Here is a 15,460-nt window from a genome sequence, read left to right as displayed (position 1 = left end):
TATGGATCAAGGGCTTATCTGGTTCGCTCTCGCGCTTTCCGTGACCGGTATCGTGATCCTGCGCGTATCGTGGGGGCGGACCGGAAGGTCCACGGTGCTCAACGGCCTCGGCTGGGGCGTCATCCTTCTAGCCGTGCTCGCGGCGGGGGCGCATTCGGGCGCATGGGGTATCGCCAACACCGGCCTGTGCGCCATGGCGACAGCGGGAGTCTTCCTCCTGCTCGATGCCGCCAAGCCCTTGGCAAAGCGCAGGAAATCTATTCCAAAGGCCCGCAGCCTGCCCGTGGCCAGACGATCCACCGGCAAGGCGATCACCACCTTCCTTCTCGCCGGACCGCTCTCTCTCCTCGCCAGCCTCGCGATCGCGCTGGCCCTGCGCGACGTCATGGCGGCCACCGGCAGCTCTGAAGCCAATGCGAATGTCACGGTGCTCGCCCTCGTCCCGCTCGCCTGGCCCCTCCTCTCCTTCGCCGTCCTCACTATGAGGTCGCGTATGAGACAATTTGCCTGGCTTTCAGCGCCCGCGCTCGCCTGCCTCCCGCTCGTTCTGGTCCAGGAAGCGGTGGTATGAAAACGGCTGCCGACACTGACTTGGTCCAGCGAAGCCTCTCAGCACATTCGGCCCTCGGCCTCATTTGCTGTGCCCTGCTATACCTGATCTGCGTCAGTGGAACGGCGGTAGTCTTGTACGAGGAGTGGCAGAGGCTCGAACAAACTAATGCCCCGGAAATGGGCACCATAGAACACGCAAGCGTGCAGCGCGCAGTAGAGAACGTACTCCGTACGGAAAAAGGTTCGTCCCATACGACCCACCTTTATGTTCATCTACCCGTTCCGTCTCTCCCCCGCACTACCGTGACCACGGACACGCAGGCTTTCCATGTCGATCGGAACGGATCGATCGTCACGCCCGAGCAGAACGCGTGGTCCGAATTTCTCCTTGCCCTGCACTATCGGCTTAATCTTCCTGCTACGATCGGCATGACTTTGGTCGGAGCGTTCGGGGCAATGATCGTAGCGCTCAGTGTCTCCGGTGTTCTGGCTCATCCTCGCATCTTCCGCGATGCTTTTCGGCTCCGAGCGCGTCGCAATGATGATGTGTCGACCGTCGACTGGCATAACAGGCTAGCAGTCTGGACACTGCCGTTCGCCTTGGCGATTGCTCTGACCGGTTCGGTCATCGGTCTATTTTATGTCACTGCGGGCGGCCTGGCATCGGCTGCATATGAGGGAGACAGCGAAGCCGCGATAGCGCCGATATTCGGAGACGAGCCTGCAGAAAACGCTGACGCTGCACCACCCGCGAAGTTGGTCCCCGCGCTCGAATACATGGAGCGCGAGTTTCCGGAAGTCCGCCCGTCGTATATTATCCTCCACGATCCCGGGACGGTTGGGCAGCACCTACAGATCGTCGGCCTTCATTCTCAGCGCCTGATCTTCGGAGAATACTACGCCTTTGATTCAGCGGGTCGCTTCCAGGGAACCGCAGGCCTCGCAGACGGGGAGATCGGACAGCAATTAGCCGCTTCGGTCTATAATCTGCACTTTGGGAATTTCGGCGGCCTAATCGTTAAAATCGCCTACATCGCATTCGGTCTCGCGCTGTCGATCGTCGTCGCGACGGGGACGTTCATATGGCTGAACAAGCGCGAACGGCGCGGCCTACCATCCACGAAGCTGCGTGCTGGTTGGTGGGGCTTGGTAATCGGCGTACCGGCAGGCCTGGTCACAACCCTTGGCGCCCGCCTCATTATTGGAAACGAGGCCGCATTTGTTGCTATCTATTGGGCTACCTGCCTGCTGGTTGGTTCGGGTTTTCTCGCGGCCAACGCTTCAGCAATGGGCAGCAGATCATAATTTCCAGGGCAAGACAATCAGCCATGCAATGGTCGCACGCCCAAAATAGATATCTATACGAAAATCGGCAATGGCCGGTCTAGGCGGAGTAAGTTCTAATAACCGCTAAAGTAACTTCAACTAGACAAATTGATTAGCCTCGGCAGAGCTGAAATTTGGTATTGTTGATTCCTGCGAAGCGGCATGTTGATTGCCTTTGCCAACACGGAAGCGCATCATTTGGCTCGCAATGATTACGACGCGTTCTGAGACGAATGTCCCAGTCCGCCATAGTGCGTTGGCTTACTCCATTAGACCATTGGCATTGCTTGCAATCACGCTGATTTGCGGTCGGTCTGAGCATGCTTTCGGTGTATCCCTTAATGACGGGAGCCTGCCACGATCATAATCTCATATTCGGAATGCAGCGGCCAGTGCTGATCGCTTACCATACTCTGCTTTCCAAGCATTCGGCGCCTAAGGCCGTCCCCATGTTGGTAGACTAGCCTAGTAGTTTGAGGAAAGAATAGCGGAAGAGGGACGAGCGCCCCACGATCTTCGGGCGTTGGGCGGGCCGGCAGAACTTTCGAGAGCGCATGTTGCTACCGGTGACCGACTAGTCGCTTTAAGGCGAGGCGAGAAATAAGGCCCGGGCTAGGTGAGAACGCAATAATCTCAAGCGGATGAGTGTAGCGTTGCATCTTGCCGAAAACTAAAGGCAAAGCGCAAATCTCATCGGAGGAGATCTCTCGCGACGGCATTAGACTTATGTCGCGCTCGCCGCTCATCACTCGGCATCATACCTTGTTCGGTAAGGCTCATATCCTTGGGAGCTTTGCATATCAAAGGAAGAGGGGGAAAGCGATGTCAGAAGAAAACGACACTCACCAGACGAGTGAAGCAGAAGGCGCCTATTGGCGTGAGAATATCCGTCTGCTGCTCACATTGATGGCGATCTGGTTCGCCTGCTCCTTCGGGGCGGGAATCCTCTTTCGTGACTTTCTCGATCAGTTCTCTCTGGGCGGATACCCCTTGGGTTTCTGGTTCGCCCAGCAAGGCTCGATCTACATCTTCATCGCGCTGATCTTCTACTATGTCGTCAAGATGAGGCGGATCGAACGCAAGTACGACCTGGACGATTGAGGGAGCAGACAATGGACACGCAAACTCTGATCTACCTGTTCGTCGGTGCCAGCTTCGCGCTTTATATCGGCATCGCCCTATGGAGCAGGGCAGGTTCGACCAAGGAATTCTATGTAGCCGGAGGCGGCGTCAATCCGATCGTCAACGGCATGGCCACCGCGGCCGACTGGATGAGTGCGGCCAGCTTCATCTCGATGGCCGGTCTGATCGCCTTTCTCGGCTATGATGGTTCGGTCTATCTGATGGGCTGGACCGGCGGATATGTCATGCTGGCGCTGTTGCTTGCCCCCTACCTGCGCAAGTTCGGCCAGTTCACCGTCCCCGACTTCATCGGCACGCGATACTATTCTAAGACCGCCCGCGTAGTGGCGGTCATATGCCTGATCTTTATTAGCTTCACCTATATCGCCGGCCAGATGCGCGGGGTGGGTATCGTGTTTTCCAGGTTCCTCGATGTCGATATAACCACCGGCGTTGTCATCGGCATGGGCATTGTCTTCATCTATGCAGTTCTGGGCGGGATGAAGGGCATTACCTACACCCAGGTCGCACAATACTGCGTGCTGATCTTCGCCTATATGGTGCCAGCATTCTTCCTGAGCTTCATGATCACCGGCAATCCCATTCCGCAGTTCGGCCTTGGCAGCCAGGTCAACGACGGTTCAGGGCTATACGTGCTGCAGAAGCTCAACCTGGTGCTCACGGATCTCGGTTTCACGGAATATACGGACGGATCGAAGAGTATGATCGACGTCTTCTGCATCACTCTGGCGCTGATGGTCGGGACAGCCGGATTGCCGCATGTGATCGTGCGTTTCTTCACCGTTCCCAAGGCCTCCGACGCACGCAAGTCGGCTGGCTGGGCGCTTGTTTTCATTGCGCTGCTCTACACCACGGCTCCCGCCGTCGGAGCATTCGCCCGGCTCAACTTCGTCGATACGGTGAACGAGACGAGCTATTCCGAAGCGCCCGACTGGTTCAAGAACTGGGAACGCAACGATCTCATCGCCTTTCAGGACAAGAATGGCGACGGTGTGATGCAATATCGCAGCGGAACCGCGTTCGAAGGAGCGCCTGCATACGGTGAAGGCACCGGACCATCGGGCGAGCGCGTGGTCACCAATGCTCCGGGTGTGGATAGCGAAAACGAGGTCTATGTCGACAATGACATCATGGTCCTTGCCAATCCGGAAATCGGCAACCTTCCCGGCTGGGTAATCGCGCTGGTGGCAGCAGGAGGCTTGGCGGCGGCTCTGTCGACGGCTGCGGGGCTGTTACTCGTCATATCCAGCTCGGTGAGCCACGATCTGCTCAAATCGACCTTCAAGCCCGACATTTCCGAAAATGGGGAGTTGATGGCGGCGCGGATCGCGGCAACGGCAGCGATCGTGGTGGCAGGCTATCTGGGCATCTACCCTCCGGGCTGGGTCGCCCAAGTGGTGGCCTTCGCATTCGGCCTTGCCGCATCTAGCCTTTTCCCCGCCATCTTCATGGGCATCTTCTCCATGCGGATGAACAAGGAGGGCGCCATAGCAGGAATGGTGACGGGCCTTGCCTTCACCTTCGGCTATATCTTCTACTTCAAGCTGGCGAACCCGGCCGCGAATGTAGCGGAGAACTGGCTGTTCGGCATTTCACCCGAAGGCATCGGGGTAATCGGCATGGTGCTGAACTTCGCCGTCGCCATCGCGGTGTCGAGAGTAACAGCAAAGCCGCCCGTCGAAATCCGCGCCCTGGTGGACTCCATCCGCGTGCCACGCGGGGCGGGTGAAGCCCACGTCCATTAACGCTTGCGTGCGCTAACACAGTGAACGGGCGGTGCCGCAAGGTACCGCCCGTTCTTGCATGCGCCGCCGGTTGCGATAGTCTGACAGGCGGAGGAGAGGTCCATGCTGTTCGGAGCTGCGATCGCCGCGGCGACGCTTTATCTGGCACTACTGTTCTGGATCGCCGCGCGGCAGGACCGGCTTGCCGGTTGGGGACGGGCCATGTCCACGAAGAAGCGGGACTGGATTTATGGGCTCAGCTTGGCAGTCTATTGCACGAGCTGGACTTTCTTCGGCGGTGTCGGTTCAGCAGCGAGCTCGGGGTGGCATTATTTGCCGATCTATCTGGGGCCGATCCTCGTCTTCACCTTCGGCTTCGGACTTGTCCGGCGGATACTTGCCCAGGCCGCAGCGCAGCATTCGACCTCGATCGCCGATTTTCTTTCAGCTCGGTACGGGAAAAGCGGAATCGTCGCCGCACTGGTCACGATCTTCGCCACCATCGGATCGCTGCCCTATATGGCGCTGCAATTGCAATCCGTGGGCGCATCGCTGCTGGCGCTCGACCCCGATCTCGAGGCGAGCGTAACCGCAGAAGAACTGGTGCTGCTGGTCACAGGCAGCATGGCCCTCTTCGCCATCCTGTTTGGTTCGCGTCGTGCAGACCGGGCGGGCGAGAATGCCGGGCTGGTGCTCTCCATTGCGGTTGAATCGGTGGTCAAGCTGCTCGCACTGCTTGCGGTTGCCGGCTTTGCCATGGCCATTGTCGCCGACTGGCCACAGGTTCTGGCCCCTCCCCTTTCGCCCTTTTCCGCCAGCCAGTTCGATGCGCGTTTTGCAGTTCTGACCCTGCTCGCTGCATGCGCTGCACTGTGCCTCCCGCGCCAGTTTCACATGAGCTTCGTCGAAGCGCAGACCGATCATGCCAGCGCGCCGATGCAATGGATTTTTCCCGCCTATCTGGCGATCACCTCACTCGTCATCGTGCCTATCGTCCTGGCGGGTATCAACGTCCTGCCTGCATCCATACCCGGCGACATGATGGTTCTTGCGCTGCCGCTGGAGCGGGGTTTCGCAGGGCTCGCTCTTTTTGTTTTCATCGGCGGTTTTGCCGCCTCCACCGGAATGATCGTGGTGGCCAGCGTGGCACTTTCCACCATGATCACCAACGATCTGATCTCGCCCCTGGTTTTCCGACGCGAACTTTTGGGCACGGGCCACCGCACCCGCCTTGCAGCCCGCGTGTTGCTGGTCCGTAGGATCGTCATCGCAGCGCTCCTTTTTGCCGCATACCTCTTCTATCTCGGCTTCGGTATCACTGCGAACCTTGCGGGACTTGGCACTCTGGCCTTTGCTGCAATGGCCCAGTTTGCGCCCGGTCTCGTGCTCGGAATGATTTCGAGGCAGGGCAATAAGATCGGCTTGGTATTCGGTTTGCTGGCAGGATTCGCCTGCTGGCTGATCCTGCTGATCCTGCCGCCCGCAAGTGGGCAGTCGCCGGTTTTCCTCATTCACCCCGACCCGTTGGTTTCCGGAGTGTTGATCAGTCTGGGGGCGAATTGCGCGGCTTATTGGGCAGGGTCCGCGCTGGGGCGGGAGACACTGGTCGACGCGGCTCAGGCCGCCGCATTCGTGGGCACGGCCGCACCGGGAACACGGTCTGCCTTCACAACTGCAAAACGCATCGCCGATGTCCGGCTGCTGCTCGCCCAGTTCGTGGGTCAGAACCGCGGGTTAGAAACTCTTGGCGCAGGCTATCGCGACAGTGACCCGGCCGATGCGCAGACCATGGCCAAGGCCGAACGCACCATCGCTGGCGTGATCGGAACACCTTCGGCGCGCATGCTGATCTCCAGCTGGTCACAGGGCGACCCCGTGCCGCTGGAGCAGGTCGTTGCCATGTTCGATGAAACCAATCGCCGGCTGTCCTTCAGTGGCGATCTGCTGCAGCTTGCGATCGAGAATATCGATCAGGGCGTGGCTCTGGTCGATGCCGATATGAACCTTGTCGCATGGAATACACGCTATCAGGAGATGTTCGAACTACCCGATGATCTGGCAAGCGTTGGCACTCCGATTGCCGATCTCATCCGCTTTAATCTGGAACAAGGTGGCGCACCGCAGCAGGAGATCGACGACCAGATTGCCCGCCGGCTCGAGCATATGCGCGCCGGGCGTAAACACCGGATGGAACGCGAGCAGCACGATGGACGCATCATGCGCATCGTCGGCAACCCCGCCCCGGGGGGCGGCTATGTGACCAGCTACAGTGATGTGACAGCGGACAGACGGGCCGAGCAAGCTTTGGAGCAGAAAGTCTCGGAACGGACGCAGCAGCTCAGCGAAGCAAATGCCAAGCTGGAGGCTGCCACCCGGTCCAAAACCCGTTTCCTTGCCGCTGCCAGCCACGACCTGATCCAGCCACTCAACGCTGCCAGGCTGTTCGCATCCGCGCTGGCCGAGGAGGTGCGGGGGCGCGACCAGCTCGAAGCGCTGCTCAAGGATCTCGATGGATCGATAATTTCGGCCGATCGCCTGATCCGCGCTCTGCTTGACATATCGAAGCTCGATGGAGGTGGCATCTCACCGAAGCCGGAGCCGGTCGCGGTGGACGATATTTTCGATGAGATCATGCGCGAATTCCTGGTGCAGGCAGAGGCGAAGAACCTGACGATGAGGCGCGTCCATTCGCGTGCTTGGATCCACACCGACCGCGCTCTGCTGACCAGCGTAGTCCGCAATCTGATGAGCAACGCGATCCGTTATACCCGCAGCGGCGGCGTGTTGTTGGGCGTAAAACGACGCGGCAGAGATATCGAATTATGCGTTTTCGATACCGGCCCCGGCATCGCCGAGGAAGACGTCGAACGCCTGTTTGGGGAATTCAAGCGCGGGCGAACTTCGGATCGCGAAGGATTGGGCCTTGGCCTCGCGATAGTGAAACGCACTGCCGCGCTGCTCGGGGTGGAGATCATGACCCGGTCGAACCCGGACCGGGGCAGCAAGTTCTCTGTCCGATTGGAGGTGCTACGCTGGGGCCCGCAACCAGAGGCCGAACAACGGCGCCGCATAGCACCGACGCTCGCGGACGCGCGCATCCTCGTGGTGGACAACGATCGCGCGGCTCTTAATGCGACCGCTGCATTGCTTGGCAAATGGGGTCTGAAAGTCAGCGGGGCCGCCGGTGCTGCCGAGGCACTGAAGGTTTCGCCCACTTGCCCAGCAGCGGTCATCATGGACTTCCGCCTTGACGAGGAAGAGCGCGGCGACGGCGCATACGAAGTCCTGTGTGCTGCCTGGGGCACCCGCCCACCCGCGATCCTGCTCACGGCTGAAGCGAGCGAGGAGACCGAAGCAGCCGCAGCGCGCATGGGAGCCAACCGGCTCTTGAAGCCCTCCTCTCCGGCAGCCTTGAGGGCGCTCATTTCAGATTGTGTGGCACGTCGGTCTGACGGCGATCAGGCTGAAGTGGGATCGGCCATGTCCTGAGCGACCTGAAGCTTGCCAGCCAATAACACCGCCTGCGTGCGGTTTACCACGCCCAGCTTGCGGAAAATGGCCGTGATATGGGCCTTCACAGTCGCCTCGCTTATGCTGAGCGCATAGGCGATCTGTTTGTTGAGCAGACCCTCGCTTAGCTGGCGCAGGATCAGACGCTGGGCCGGTGTCAGGCTGGCTATCCGTGCAAGATCATCGTCGGTCTCGCCCGCGCTCTCGGGAAACCAGCCATCTCCTTCGCGCACACAGGCCAGCGCCTGCCGCATGAGTTCGAGGCTGGCCGATTTGGGAATGAACGCCGCTGCGCCCAATTGGCTGGCCGCGTCATAGACCCGCGGCTCCTCACTTGCCGAGACGATCGCGACGGGCAGCGCCGGGAAATCCTGGCGGAAGTCCATCAGCACGCTGAGCCCGTTGGAATCTTCCATGTGGATGTCCAGCAGCAGGGCTTCCGCGCCCTGTTCCACTTCGCGCCGCGCCTGGGCCGCGCTCGCCGCCTCAACAATCTCCGCCTCCGGCCAGACCTTGGTTACCGCGTGATTCAGCGCCGCCCGGAACAGCGGATGATCGTCGGCGATGATGATGCGGTCGGCCATGATACCTATCGGTTCTGCCTTCCTTCGATCAGCCGATCAACCAGGCCCGGATCGGCCAGCGTCGATGTGTCGCCCAGAAATTGGTGTTCGTTCTCGGCTATCTTGCGGAGGATGCGTCGCATGATCTTGCCGGACCGGGTCTTGGGCAGACCATCGGTGAATTGCAGATGGTCGGGCGAGGCGATGGGGCCGATCTCTTTGCGCACATGTCCGCGCAATTCTGCATAAAGTTCATCCGACGGCTCTTCGCCTGCGTTGAGGGTGACGTAGCAATAGATGCCCTGCCCCTTGATGTCGTGCGGGTAGCCAACAATCGCGGCTTCGGCGACCTTGGCATGGCTCGTCAGCGCACTTTCGACTTCGGCTGTGCCCAGGCGGTGGCCGGAAACATTGATCACATCATCTACGCGCCCTGTGATCCGGTAGTAGCCGTCCTCGTCACGTCGGCAGCCGTCACCGGTAAAATATTTGCCGCGGTACGTGCTGAAATAGGTCTGCTCGAACCGCGCATGGTCTCCATAGACCGTTCTTGCCTGACCGGGCCAGCTCGCGGCAATGCACAGATGGCCCTCGCCCGCGCCTTCCAGAATCATGCCGTCGCCATCGACCAGTTCCGGCCGGATTCCGAAGAAGGGCTTGCCTGCGCTGCCCGGTTTCATGTCATGCGCGGCTGGCAGTGTGGTGATCATCACGCCGCCCGTCTCTGTCTGCCACCAAGTGTCGACTATCGGGCACCGCTGTTCGCCCACGACATCGAAATACCAGCGCCATGCCTCGGGGTTGATCGGCTCACCCACCGTACCCAGCAAGCGGAGCGAGGAACGGTCGCGCGATGTTACGAAACCACCCCCCTCTCGCATCAATGCGCGGATCGCAGTGGGGGCAGTATAGAGAATGTTTACCGCATGCTTCGCGACCACATCCCACATGCGGCCATGGTCGGGATAATTCGGCACACCTTCGAAGATGACCTGCGTGGCGCCGTTGAGCAGTGGGCCGTAAACGATATAACTATGGCCGGTAATCCAGCCAATATCGGCTGTACACCAGAAGACTTCCCCCTGCTTGTAGTCGAAAACATAAGCGAAAGTCGTCGCCGTCCACACGCCGTAGCCTCCAGTCGTGTGGACAACGCCCTTGGGCTTGCCGGTCGAGCCTGACGTATACAGGATGAACAGCGGATCTTCGGTAGCCATGGGCTCGCAAGCACAATCGGCATCGCTGGCGACATCATGGTACCAGTAATCGCGTCCGGCGCTCATCGCTATGTCCGCACCGGTATGGCGCACCACCAGCACCCCATCTATCGGCGTATCGTCGGCGAGTTCGGCCAAGGCGGCATCGACATTGGCTTTCAGCGATACAGACTTGCCGCCGCGCCGACCCTCGTCCGCGGTGATCACGAAGCGGCTGGCGCACCCTTCGATCCGCCCGGCCAAAGCTTCGGGAGAAAAGCCACCGAAGACCACGGAATGGATTGCGCCCAGGCGCGCACAGGCGAGCATGGCGAGCACGCCCTCGACGATCATCGGCATGTAGATGGTGACCCTGTCGCCCTTCCCTACCCCCATCGCCTTGAGTGCATTTGCCATTGATACGGTTTCGGAGTGAAGCTGGCGATAGGTCAGCATGCGCCGTTCGCCACGCGGATCGTCGGGCTCGAATATAAGCGCGGGCACATCGGACAGCTTCGGCAGATGGCGATCGACCGCATTATGGCAGAGGTTGAGCGTGCCATCGGAGAACCAGGCAATGTCGACAGGGTCGAAGGACCACTCGCCGCCCTTGCTCGGGCTCGCGATCCAGTCGAGCCGCCCAGCCTGCTCCAGCCAGAAGCCGTCGCTATCCTCCAACGACCGTCGGTAAAGCGTCTCATACTGTTCCGGCGTGCAATAGGTTTCGTTAGCGGTGCCAAGACGGTGGATGGCATCGAGCATGCAGGAATCTCCCTAATCTGCAGACCTAATAGCAGCCGTTAGGCCTTCCGCGCTGTCAGACGAATGTCTTACGACTATCTGCCGATATTCGGCGTTCCGCAAAGAGGCGCATACTTCTTTCTCATGAAATCGGAGGGAGGTAAGCATGGCTGGCAGCGCATTGAGGGTCGTGGTTCGGGCAGCACTTCTGGCAGGAACATGTCTCGCAGCCGCGCCTGTTGCCGCGCAGGACGATGATGTCGAAGCGCGCCTTGACAGACTTGAGGCCTTGGTCATGCAACTGGTCGAGCGGCTTGATACCAACGAAGCCGAGACGGATGTCCAACAGGCGCAGACCATTGCGCAAACGAAGCAGGCGCTGGCGGAAACACGCGCCCTCCAGCAGCAGCAGGCCGAACTGGCCGCACAGCTCGAAACGTCCGAACAGCCAGAAGACAGGGGATTCCGCGTCGGCAAGACGCTCGTTTCCTATGGCGGCTATGTAAAACTCGATGCGATTACCCAGCGCACCAGCGCAGGGCAGGTTGCCAGCGGTAGCATCGTGCGCGATTTCCTCATTCCGGGCGCAATTCCTGTGGGCGGCGACGCGTCCGGCTGGGACACGGATTTCAACGCCCGCCAGACCCGGTTCATTTTGAAAACCGCAACCGACGTGGGCGAGGGTCACTCACTCGGCTCCCAGCTTGAACTGGACTTCATGGTGACCTCCGAAGGGGACGAACGGGTTTCCAACAGCTACGTCCCGCGCTTACGGCAGGCCTATATCACCTACGACAACTGGCTCTTTGGACAGGCTTGGTCGACGTTCCAAAACGTCGGTACTCTGCCGGAAAGCCTTGACTTCGTCGGCACGACTCCGGGCACGGTGTTCGTCCGTCAGCCGATGATCCGCTATACGGACGGCGGCCTGATGCTCGCACTTGAGCAGCCTGAAACCACCGTGACCACACGCAATGGTGCACGCGTTCTTCCCGGCGACGATACCATTCCCGACATTGTCGCGCGCTATAATTTCGGTGGCGAATGGGGTTCGGTTTCGGCAGCGGGCATTCTGCGCAACCTCCGCATCGCCGATGATGACTTTGGGACGGGTTCGGATAGCGCGCTCGGCTATGGCATCAGCCTAGCCGGCAAGTTCCAACTGGGCGAACGGGACGATTTCAGGGTCATGGGAACGGTGGGTGACGGGCTTGGCCGCTACATCGGGATCAACATCGTAAATGATGCTGCCATCAATTCGAATGGGAACCTCGATCCGATCTTTACCTATTCGGGCTTCGGCGCCTTGCGGCATCAGTGGTCGGATCGACTGCGCTCGACCATTGCTGGATCCTACTTCAAGGCCGACAATCCCGTGTTGCTGACGTCCGGCGCAGTGACCGATGAAAGCTGGAACGTGCTGGCGAACATCATCTACTCGCCTGTCAGCCCGGTCGATGTTGGTATTGAGTACATGTACGCCGAACGAACTACCGAGGCTGGCCAGTCTGGCAACCTACAAAAGGTTCAGGTCTCGACAAAGTACACATTCTGATTGTGAACGGGGTATCACGCCATTTCCTTCTTTACGAAAGTACCCTCAAAAATACCCCCACATCAAACCCGGCTTCATGCAGACCCATGCGGTAGCGAGCGGACGCGAATCACACGCGCCCACTGATCTAAATTTGTTTTCTTGAATTGTGCGGAAGCATGCGAACCCAAACGGATTCGACTATGGTAGCGGAGGAGGGACTCGAACCCCCGACACGCGGATTATGATTCCGCTGCTCTAACCACCTGAGCTACTCCGCCCCGAACAGGGCCGCGTGGCGGGCAGTTGCCCGCTCGGCAGGCGGCGCATTAGGGCGAGCGGGCCGTGTGGTCAACACTCATTTCCGCCGAAATGCAAAGCGGCGGATAAATTCCCATGGGCCGCCCCGATAGGCATGCAGGCCGAGGCCGGGAAAAGCGATTTCCTGCGGCTCGATCATCCCGGAAAGAGCGGCCTGCAGCGTCTTTGCTTCCTTCGACGTCACCTTGTTCTGGATGGTCACATGCAGCCGGGGACGGTGCTGGTCCTGCTGGGTCAGCATTCCGCGGAAATGCTCTGCAATCTCGTCGCGCAGGGCGAGCAGATCGGGGCTGGCAAGCTTGATTGCTGTTCCGCCGCCCAGCGACATCAGGCCTTCTACCTGCCCCCGGATCGGAGCGAAATCGCCCACCAGGCGCGCGAGATAGCGCCGCAATTCATCCGCACATTGCGCAGGGATCGCGTGAAAGAGCGTCACATGCGCTTCGAGATAATTGCGCTCTGGCGGGAAATGCTCGGTACGCAGGGCGGTATAATGGCGATGCAGTTCAGGCGGGAGTTCCGCCGTCAGGATCAGGGGCGCGTCCGCCCCGCTCACATTTCGCCGCGCTCGCGGCGCAGCTTGCGCCACGCTGCCGCATTGCGGTTATGCTGGTCGAGCGTTTCGGCGAAGACATGCCCGCCGCTGCCATCCGCCACGTAATAGAGCGCCTTGGTCTCGGCTGGATCGAGCACCGCCGCGATTGCCTCGCGCCCCGGATTGGTAATCGGTCCGATCGGCAGGCCTGCGATGGCCCGCGTGTTGTAGGGGTTCTTGTCGCGCAGTTCCGAAATCTTGATGCGGCGGCCCAGCGGCTTGCCCTTTGTGATGGGATAGATCGTCGTCGCATCTGCGCCCAGCGACATGCCGATGCGGACGCGGTTCGACAGCGCGCCTGCCACCATGCGCCGCTCTTCCGGGACGCCGGTTTCCTTCTCCACGACGGAGGCGAGAATGATGGCTTCCTCGGGCGATTTCACGACGGCATTCGTAGACCGGTCGGCCCATGCCTGCGCCAGATACTTGTCCATTGCAGCCTGCATCCGGGCCACGACGGAGGCCCGGCTTTCACCGCGTTCGAAATCATAGGTATCGGGCAGGACCGAGCCTTCTTCGGGCACTGGAACCTCACCCGTCAGCAGGTCTTCCGCCATCAGGCGTTCCCACACCATGATCGAAGGCAGACCCTCCGGCACGGTTACGAACCGGCGGATCACCTGCCCGTTCTGGAAGGTATCGAGTATCTGCGACGCACTGGCGCCTGCCGGGATCAGGAACTCACCCGCCTGGACCGGATCGCCTGATCCCAGGATCTTCGCGCGCAGCAGGAAGCTGTCCGACGAATCGATCAGCCCTTCATCCGCCAGCAAACCGGCGACGGCAGTTAGGGTCGAGCCCTGCGGCACGATGAAGCTGGTATCTTCCTCGACCTCGGCCGAGCCGTACCAACCGCTGGCGAACCATATGAGGCCCGCCAGCCCCAGAAGGACCACGGCCCCCGCTGCGAGGCCGAGCTTCTTCATGTCAGTCGACCTTCCGCATGATCAGCGATGCATTGGTCCCGCCAAAGCCGAAGCTGTTGTTGAGGACCGCATTCACTTCGCGCTTCTTCGCCGTATGCGGCACCAGGTCGACGCCTTCGGTACCTTCGTCGGGATCGTCGAGGTTGAGCGTCGGCGGAACGATCTGGTCACGGATGGCAAGGATGCAGAACACCGCTTCCACCGCGCCTGCGCCGCCGAGCAAATGGCCGATAGCGGATTTGGTCGAGCTCATCGATGCACCGCACAGATCGTCACCCAGCACGCGCTTTACCGCGGCCAGTTCGATCGTGTCGGCCATGGTCGATGTGCCGTGGGCGTTGACGTAATCGATATCGCAAGGCTCCAGCCCCGCCTTCTTCAGCGCCATGCGCATGGCCAGTTCCGCGCCCCGGCCTTCGGGATGCGGCGCGGTAACGTGATAGGCATCGCCCGACAGGCCATAGCCGGTCACTTCGGCATAGATCTTCGCGCCGCGTGCCTTGGCGTGTTCGTATTCTTCAAGCACGACCACACCGGCGCCCTCGCCCATGACGAAACCGGCGCGGTTCTTGTCGTAGGGACGGCTAGCCTTTTCAGGCTGGTCGTTCATGTCGGTGTTGAGCGCACGGGCCTGCGCGAAGCCTGCAATGCCGAGCGGATTGACCGTCGATTCCGAACCGCCCGCCAGCATGATATCGGCATCGTCATCGCGAATCATGCGCGCTGCATCGCCGATCGAGTGGGCGCCGGTCGAGCAGGCGGTGACCACGGCGTGGTTCGGCCCCATCAGGCCATAGCGGATCGAAACCTGGCCGCTGATCAGATTGATGATGCGTCCGTGGACGAAGTGCGGGCTGACACGGCCCGGGCCGCGTTCGTGCAGATTGACCGATTCCTTTTCGATCCCCGGCAGGCCGCCGATGCCTGCGCCGATGGACACGCCGGCGCGTTCGCGCGTTGCTTCGTCCATTTCGGTGAGGCCGGCATCTTCGAGCGCCTGACCGGCAGCATCGAGACCGAAGACGATGAACGGATCGACCTGGCGCTGGATCTTCGGATCGACACGCTTGTCAGCGTCGAAGCCCCAGGGATGGTCCTTGTCCTTCACCTCGCAGGCGATCGTCGCCTTCTGGTTCGAGGCATCGAAACGGGTGATCTGCCCCGCCCCGCTCTTGCCCGCAATCAGGTTGGCCCAGCTGGTTTCGACGTCTCCGCCCAGGGGGGTGACGAGGCCAAGTCCGGTAACGACCACACGACGCATGAATTTCTCCGCAAAAAAGACAACAGGCCCGGCCCATCGTCGGGGTCGGGCCTGTCCGGTCCTGCACC

General features: G+C 60.4%; 11 protein-coding genes and 1 tRNA gene. 6 read left to right on the top strand and 6 right to left on the bottom strand.

Annotation, left to right across the window (positions count from 1 at the left end):
- The first annotated feature begins 1 nt into the window (after window position 1).
- From ACYQ0G_RS01225 to ACYQ0G_RS01205, 5 genes are all read left to right on the top strand, one after another.
- A complete protein-coding gene (locus ACYQ0G_RS01225; protein WP_460098450.1) occupies window positions 2-571 on the top strand; it encodes a hypothetical protein in 570 nt (189 codons plus the stop codon).
- Complete coding sequence (locus tag ACYQ0G_RS01220; RefSeq protein WP_460098448.1) at window positions 568-1,857, top strand: PepSY-associated TM helix domain-containing protein; 1,290 nt, start codon at window positions 568-570, stop codon at window positions 1,855-1,857. Before ACYQ0G_RS01225 ends, ACYQ0G_RS01220 begins: the two co-directional genes overlap by 4 nt.
- A gap of 843 nt (window positions 1,858-2,700) precedes the next feature.
- On the top strand, window positions 2,701-2,979 hold the full coding sequence (locus tag ACYQ0G_RS01215) for a DUF4212 domain-containing protein (RefSeq protein ID WP_460098447.1): 279 nt from the start codon (window positions 2,701-2,703) through the stop codon (window positions 2,977-2,979).
- A gap of 11 nt (window positions 2,980-2,990) precedes the next feature.
- Window positions 2,991-4,766 (top strand): sodium:solute symporter family protein, encoded by a 1,776-nt coding sequence (locus tag ACYQ0G_RS01210; RefSeq protein ID WP_460098446.1) that lies wholly within the window; start codon window positions 2,991-2,993, stop codon window positions 4,764-4,766.
- Window positions 4,767-4,868: 102 nt separating this feature from the next.
- The gene (locus ACYQ0G_RS01205; protein ID WP_460098444.1) at window positions 4,869-8,234 is read left to right on the top strand and encodes a sensor histidine kinase; all 3,366 of its coding nucleotides are present in this window, start codon (window positions 4,869-4,871) and stop codon (window positions 8,232-8,234) included.
- Here the strand turns inward: ACYQ0G_RS01205 and ACYQ0G_RS01200 are convergent.
- Together ACYQ0G_RS01200 and acs are read right to left on the bottom strand one after the other, a co-directional pair.
- A complete protein-coding gene (locus ACYQ0G_RS01200) occupies window positions 8,204-8,839 on the bottom strand; it encodes a response regulator transcription factor (RefSeq protein ID WP_460098442.1) in 636 nt (211 codons plus the stop codon). The two genes, ACYQ0G_RS01205 and ACYQ0G_RS01200, sit on opposite strands and share 31 nt — an antisense overlap.
- Window positions 8,840-8,844: 5 nt before the next feature.
- Window positions 8,845-10,776, bottom strand: coding sequence for an acetate--CoA ligase (acs, locus tag ACYQ0G_RS01195; RefSeq protein ID WP_460098440.1), 1,932 nt, complete (start codon window positions 10,774-10,776; stop codon window positions 8,845-8,847).
- A gap of 145 nt (window positions 10,777-10,921) precedes the next feature.
- On the opposite strand from acs, the gene ACYQ0G_RS01190 reads away from it, so the two are divergent.
- Window positions 10,922-12,310 (top strand): DcaP family trimeric outer membrane transporter, encoded by a 1,389-nt coding sequence (locus tag ACYQ0G_RS01190; RefSeq protein ID WP_460098438.1) that lies wholly within the window; start codon window positions 10,922-10,924, stop codon window positions 12,308-12,310.
- Between the two features lie 183 nt (window positions 12,311-12,493).
- On the opposite strand, the gene ACYQ0G_RS01185 is transcribed toward ACYQ0G_RS01190, so the two are convergent.
- The 4 genes from ACYQ0G_RS01185 to fabF form a co-directional block, all read right to left on the bottom strand.
- Window positions 12,494-12,570 (bottom strand) — tRNA-Met (locus ACYQ0G_RS01185).
- Window positions 12,571-12,647: 77 nt separating this feature from the next.
- Window positions 12,648-13,166, bottom strand: a complete 519-nt coding sequence (locus ACYQ0G_RS01180; RefSeq protein WP_460098437.1) for a 2'-5' RNA ligase family protein — start codon at window positions 13,164-13,166, stop codon at window positions 12,648-12,650.
- Window positions 13,163-14,131: an endolytic transglycosylase MltG gene (gene mltG, locus ACYQ0G_RS01175; RefSeq protein ID WP_460098436.1), complete on the bottom strand. Its 969-nt coding sequence runs from the start codon at window positions 14,129-14,131 to the stop codon at window positions 13,163-13,165. Before mltG ends, ACYQ0G_RS01180 begins: the two co-directional genes overlap by 4 nt.
- A 1-nt stretch (window position 14,132) precedes the next feature.
- Window positions 14,133-15,392: a beta-ketoacyl-ACP synthase II gene (fabF, locus tag ACYQ0G_RS01170; RefSeq protein WP_460098434.1), complete on the bottom strand. Its 1,260-nt coding sequence runs from the start codon at window positions 15,390-15,392 to the stop codon at window positions 14,133-14,135.
- Window positions 15,393-15,460: the final 68 nt, after the last annotated feature.

The sequence above is a fragment of the Qipengyuania triglochinis genome, from assembly GCF_054655615.1.
This window is presented reverse-complemented; position numbering and strand designations above follow the sequence as displayed.

Coding starts and splice junctions, on each gene's coding strand:
- fabF (WP_460098434.1), bottom strand. CDS start 15,392: ATGCGTCGTGTGGTCGTTACCGGACTTGGCCTCGTCACCCCCCTGGGC.
- ACYQ0G_RS01200 (WP_460098442.1), bottom strand. CDS start 8,839: ATGGCCGACCGCATCATCATCGCCGACGATCATCCGCTGTTCCGGGCG.
- mltG (WP_460098436.1), bottom strand. CDS start 14,131: ATGAAGAAGCTCGGCCTCGCAGCGGGGGCCGTGGTCCTTCTGGGGCTG.
- ACYQ0G_RS01210 (WP_460098446.1), top strand. CDS start 2,991: ATGGACACGCAAACTCTGATCTACCTGTTCGTCGGTGCCAGCTTCGCG.
- acs (WP_460098440.1), bottom strand. CDS start 10,776: ATGCTCGATGCCATCCACCGTCTTGGCACCGCTAACGAAACCTATTGC.
- ACYQ0G_RS01215 (WP_460098447.1), top strand. CDS start 2,701: ATGTCAGAAGAAAACGACACTCACCAGACGAGTGAAGCAGAAGGCGCC.
- ACYQ0G_RS01190 (WP_460098438.1), top strand. CDS start 10,922: ATGGCTGGCAGCGCATTGAGGGTCGTGGTTCGGGCAGCACTTCTGGCA.
- ACYQ0G_RS01220 (WP_460098448.1), top strand. CDS start 568: ATGAAAACGGCTGCCGACACTGACTTGGTCCAGCGAAGCCTCTCAGCA.
- ACYQ0G_RS01225 (WP_460098450.1), top strand. CDS start 2: ATGGATCAAGGGCTTATCTGGTTCGCTCTCGCGCTTTCCGTGACCGGT.
- ACYQ0G_RS01205 (WP_460098444.1), top strand. CDS start 4,869: ATGCTGTTCGGAGCTGCGATCGCCGCGGCGACGCTTTATCTGGCACTA.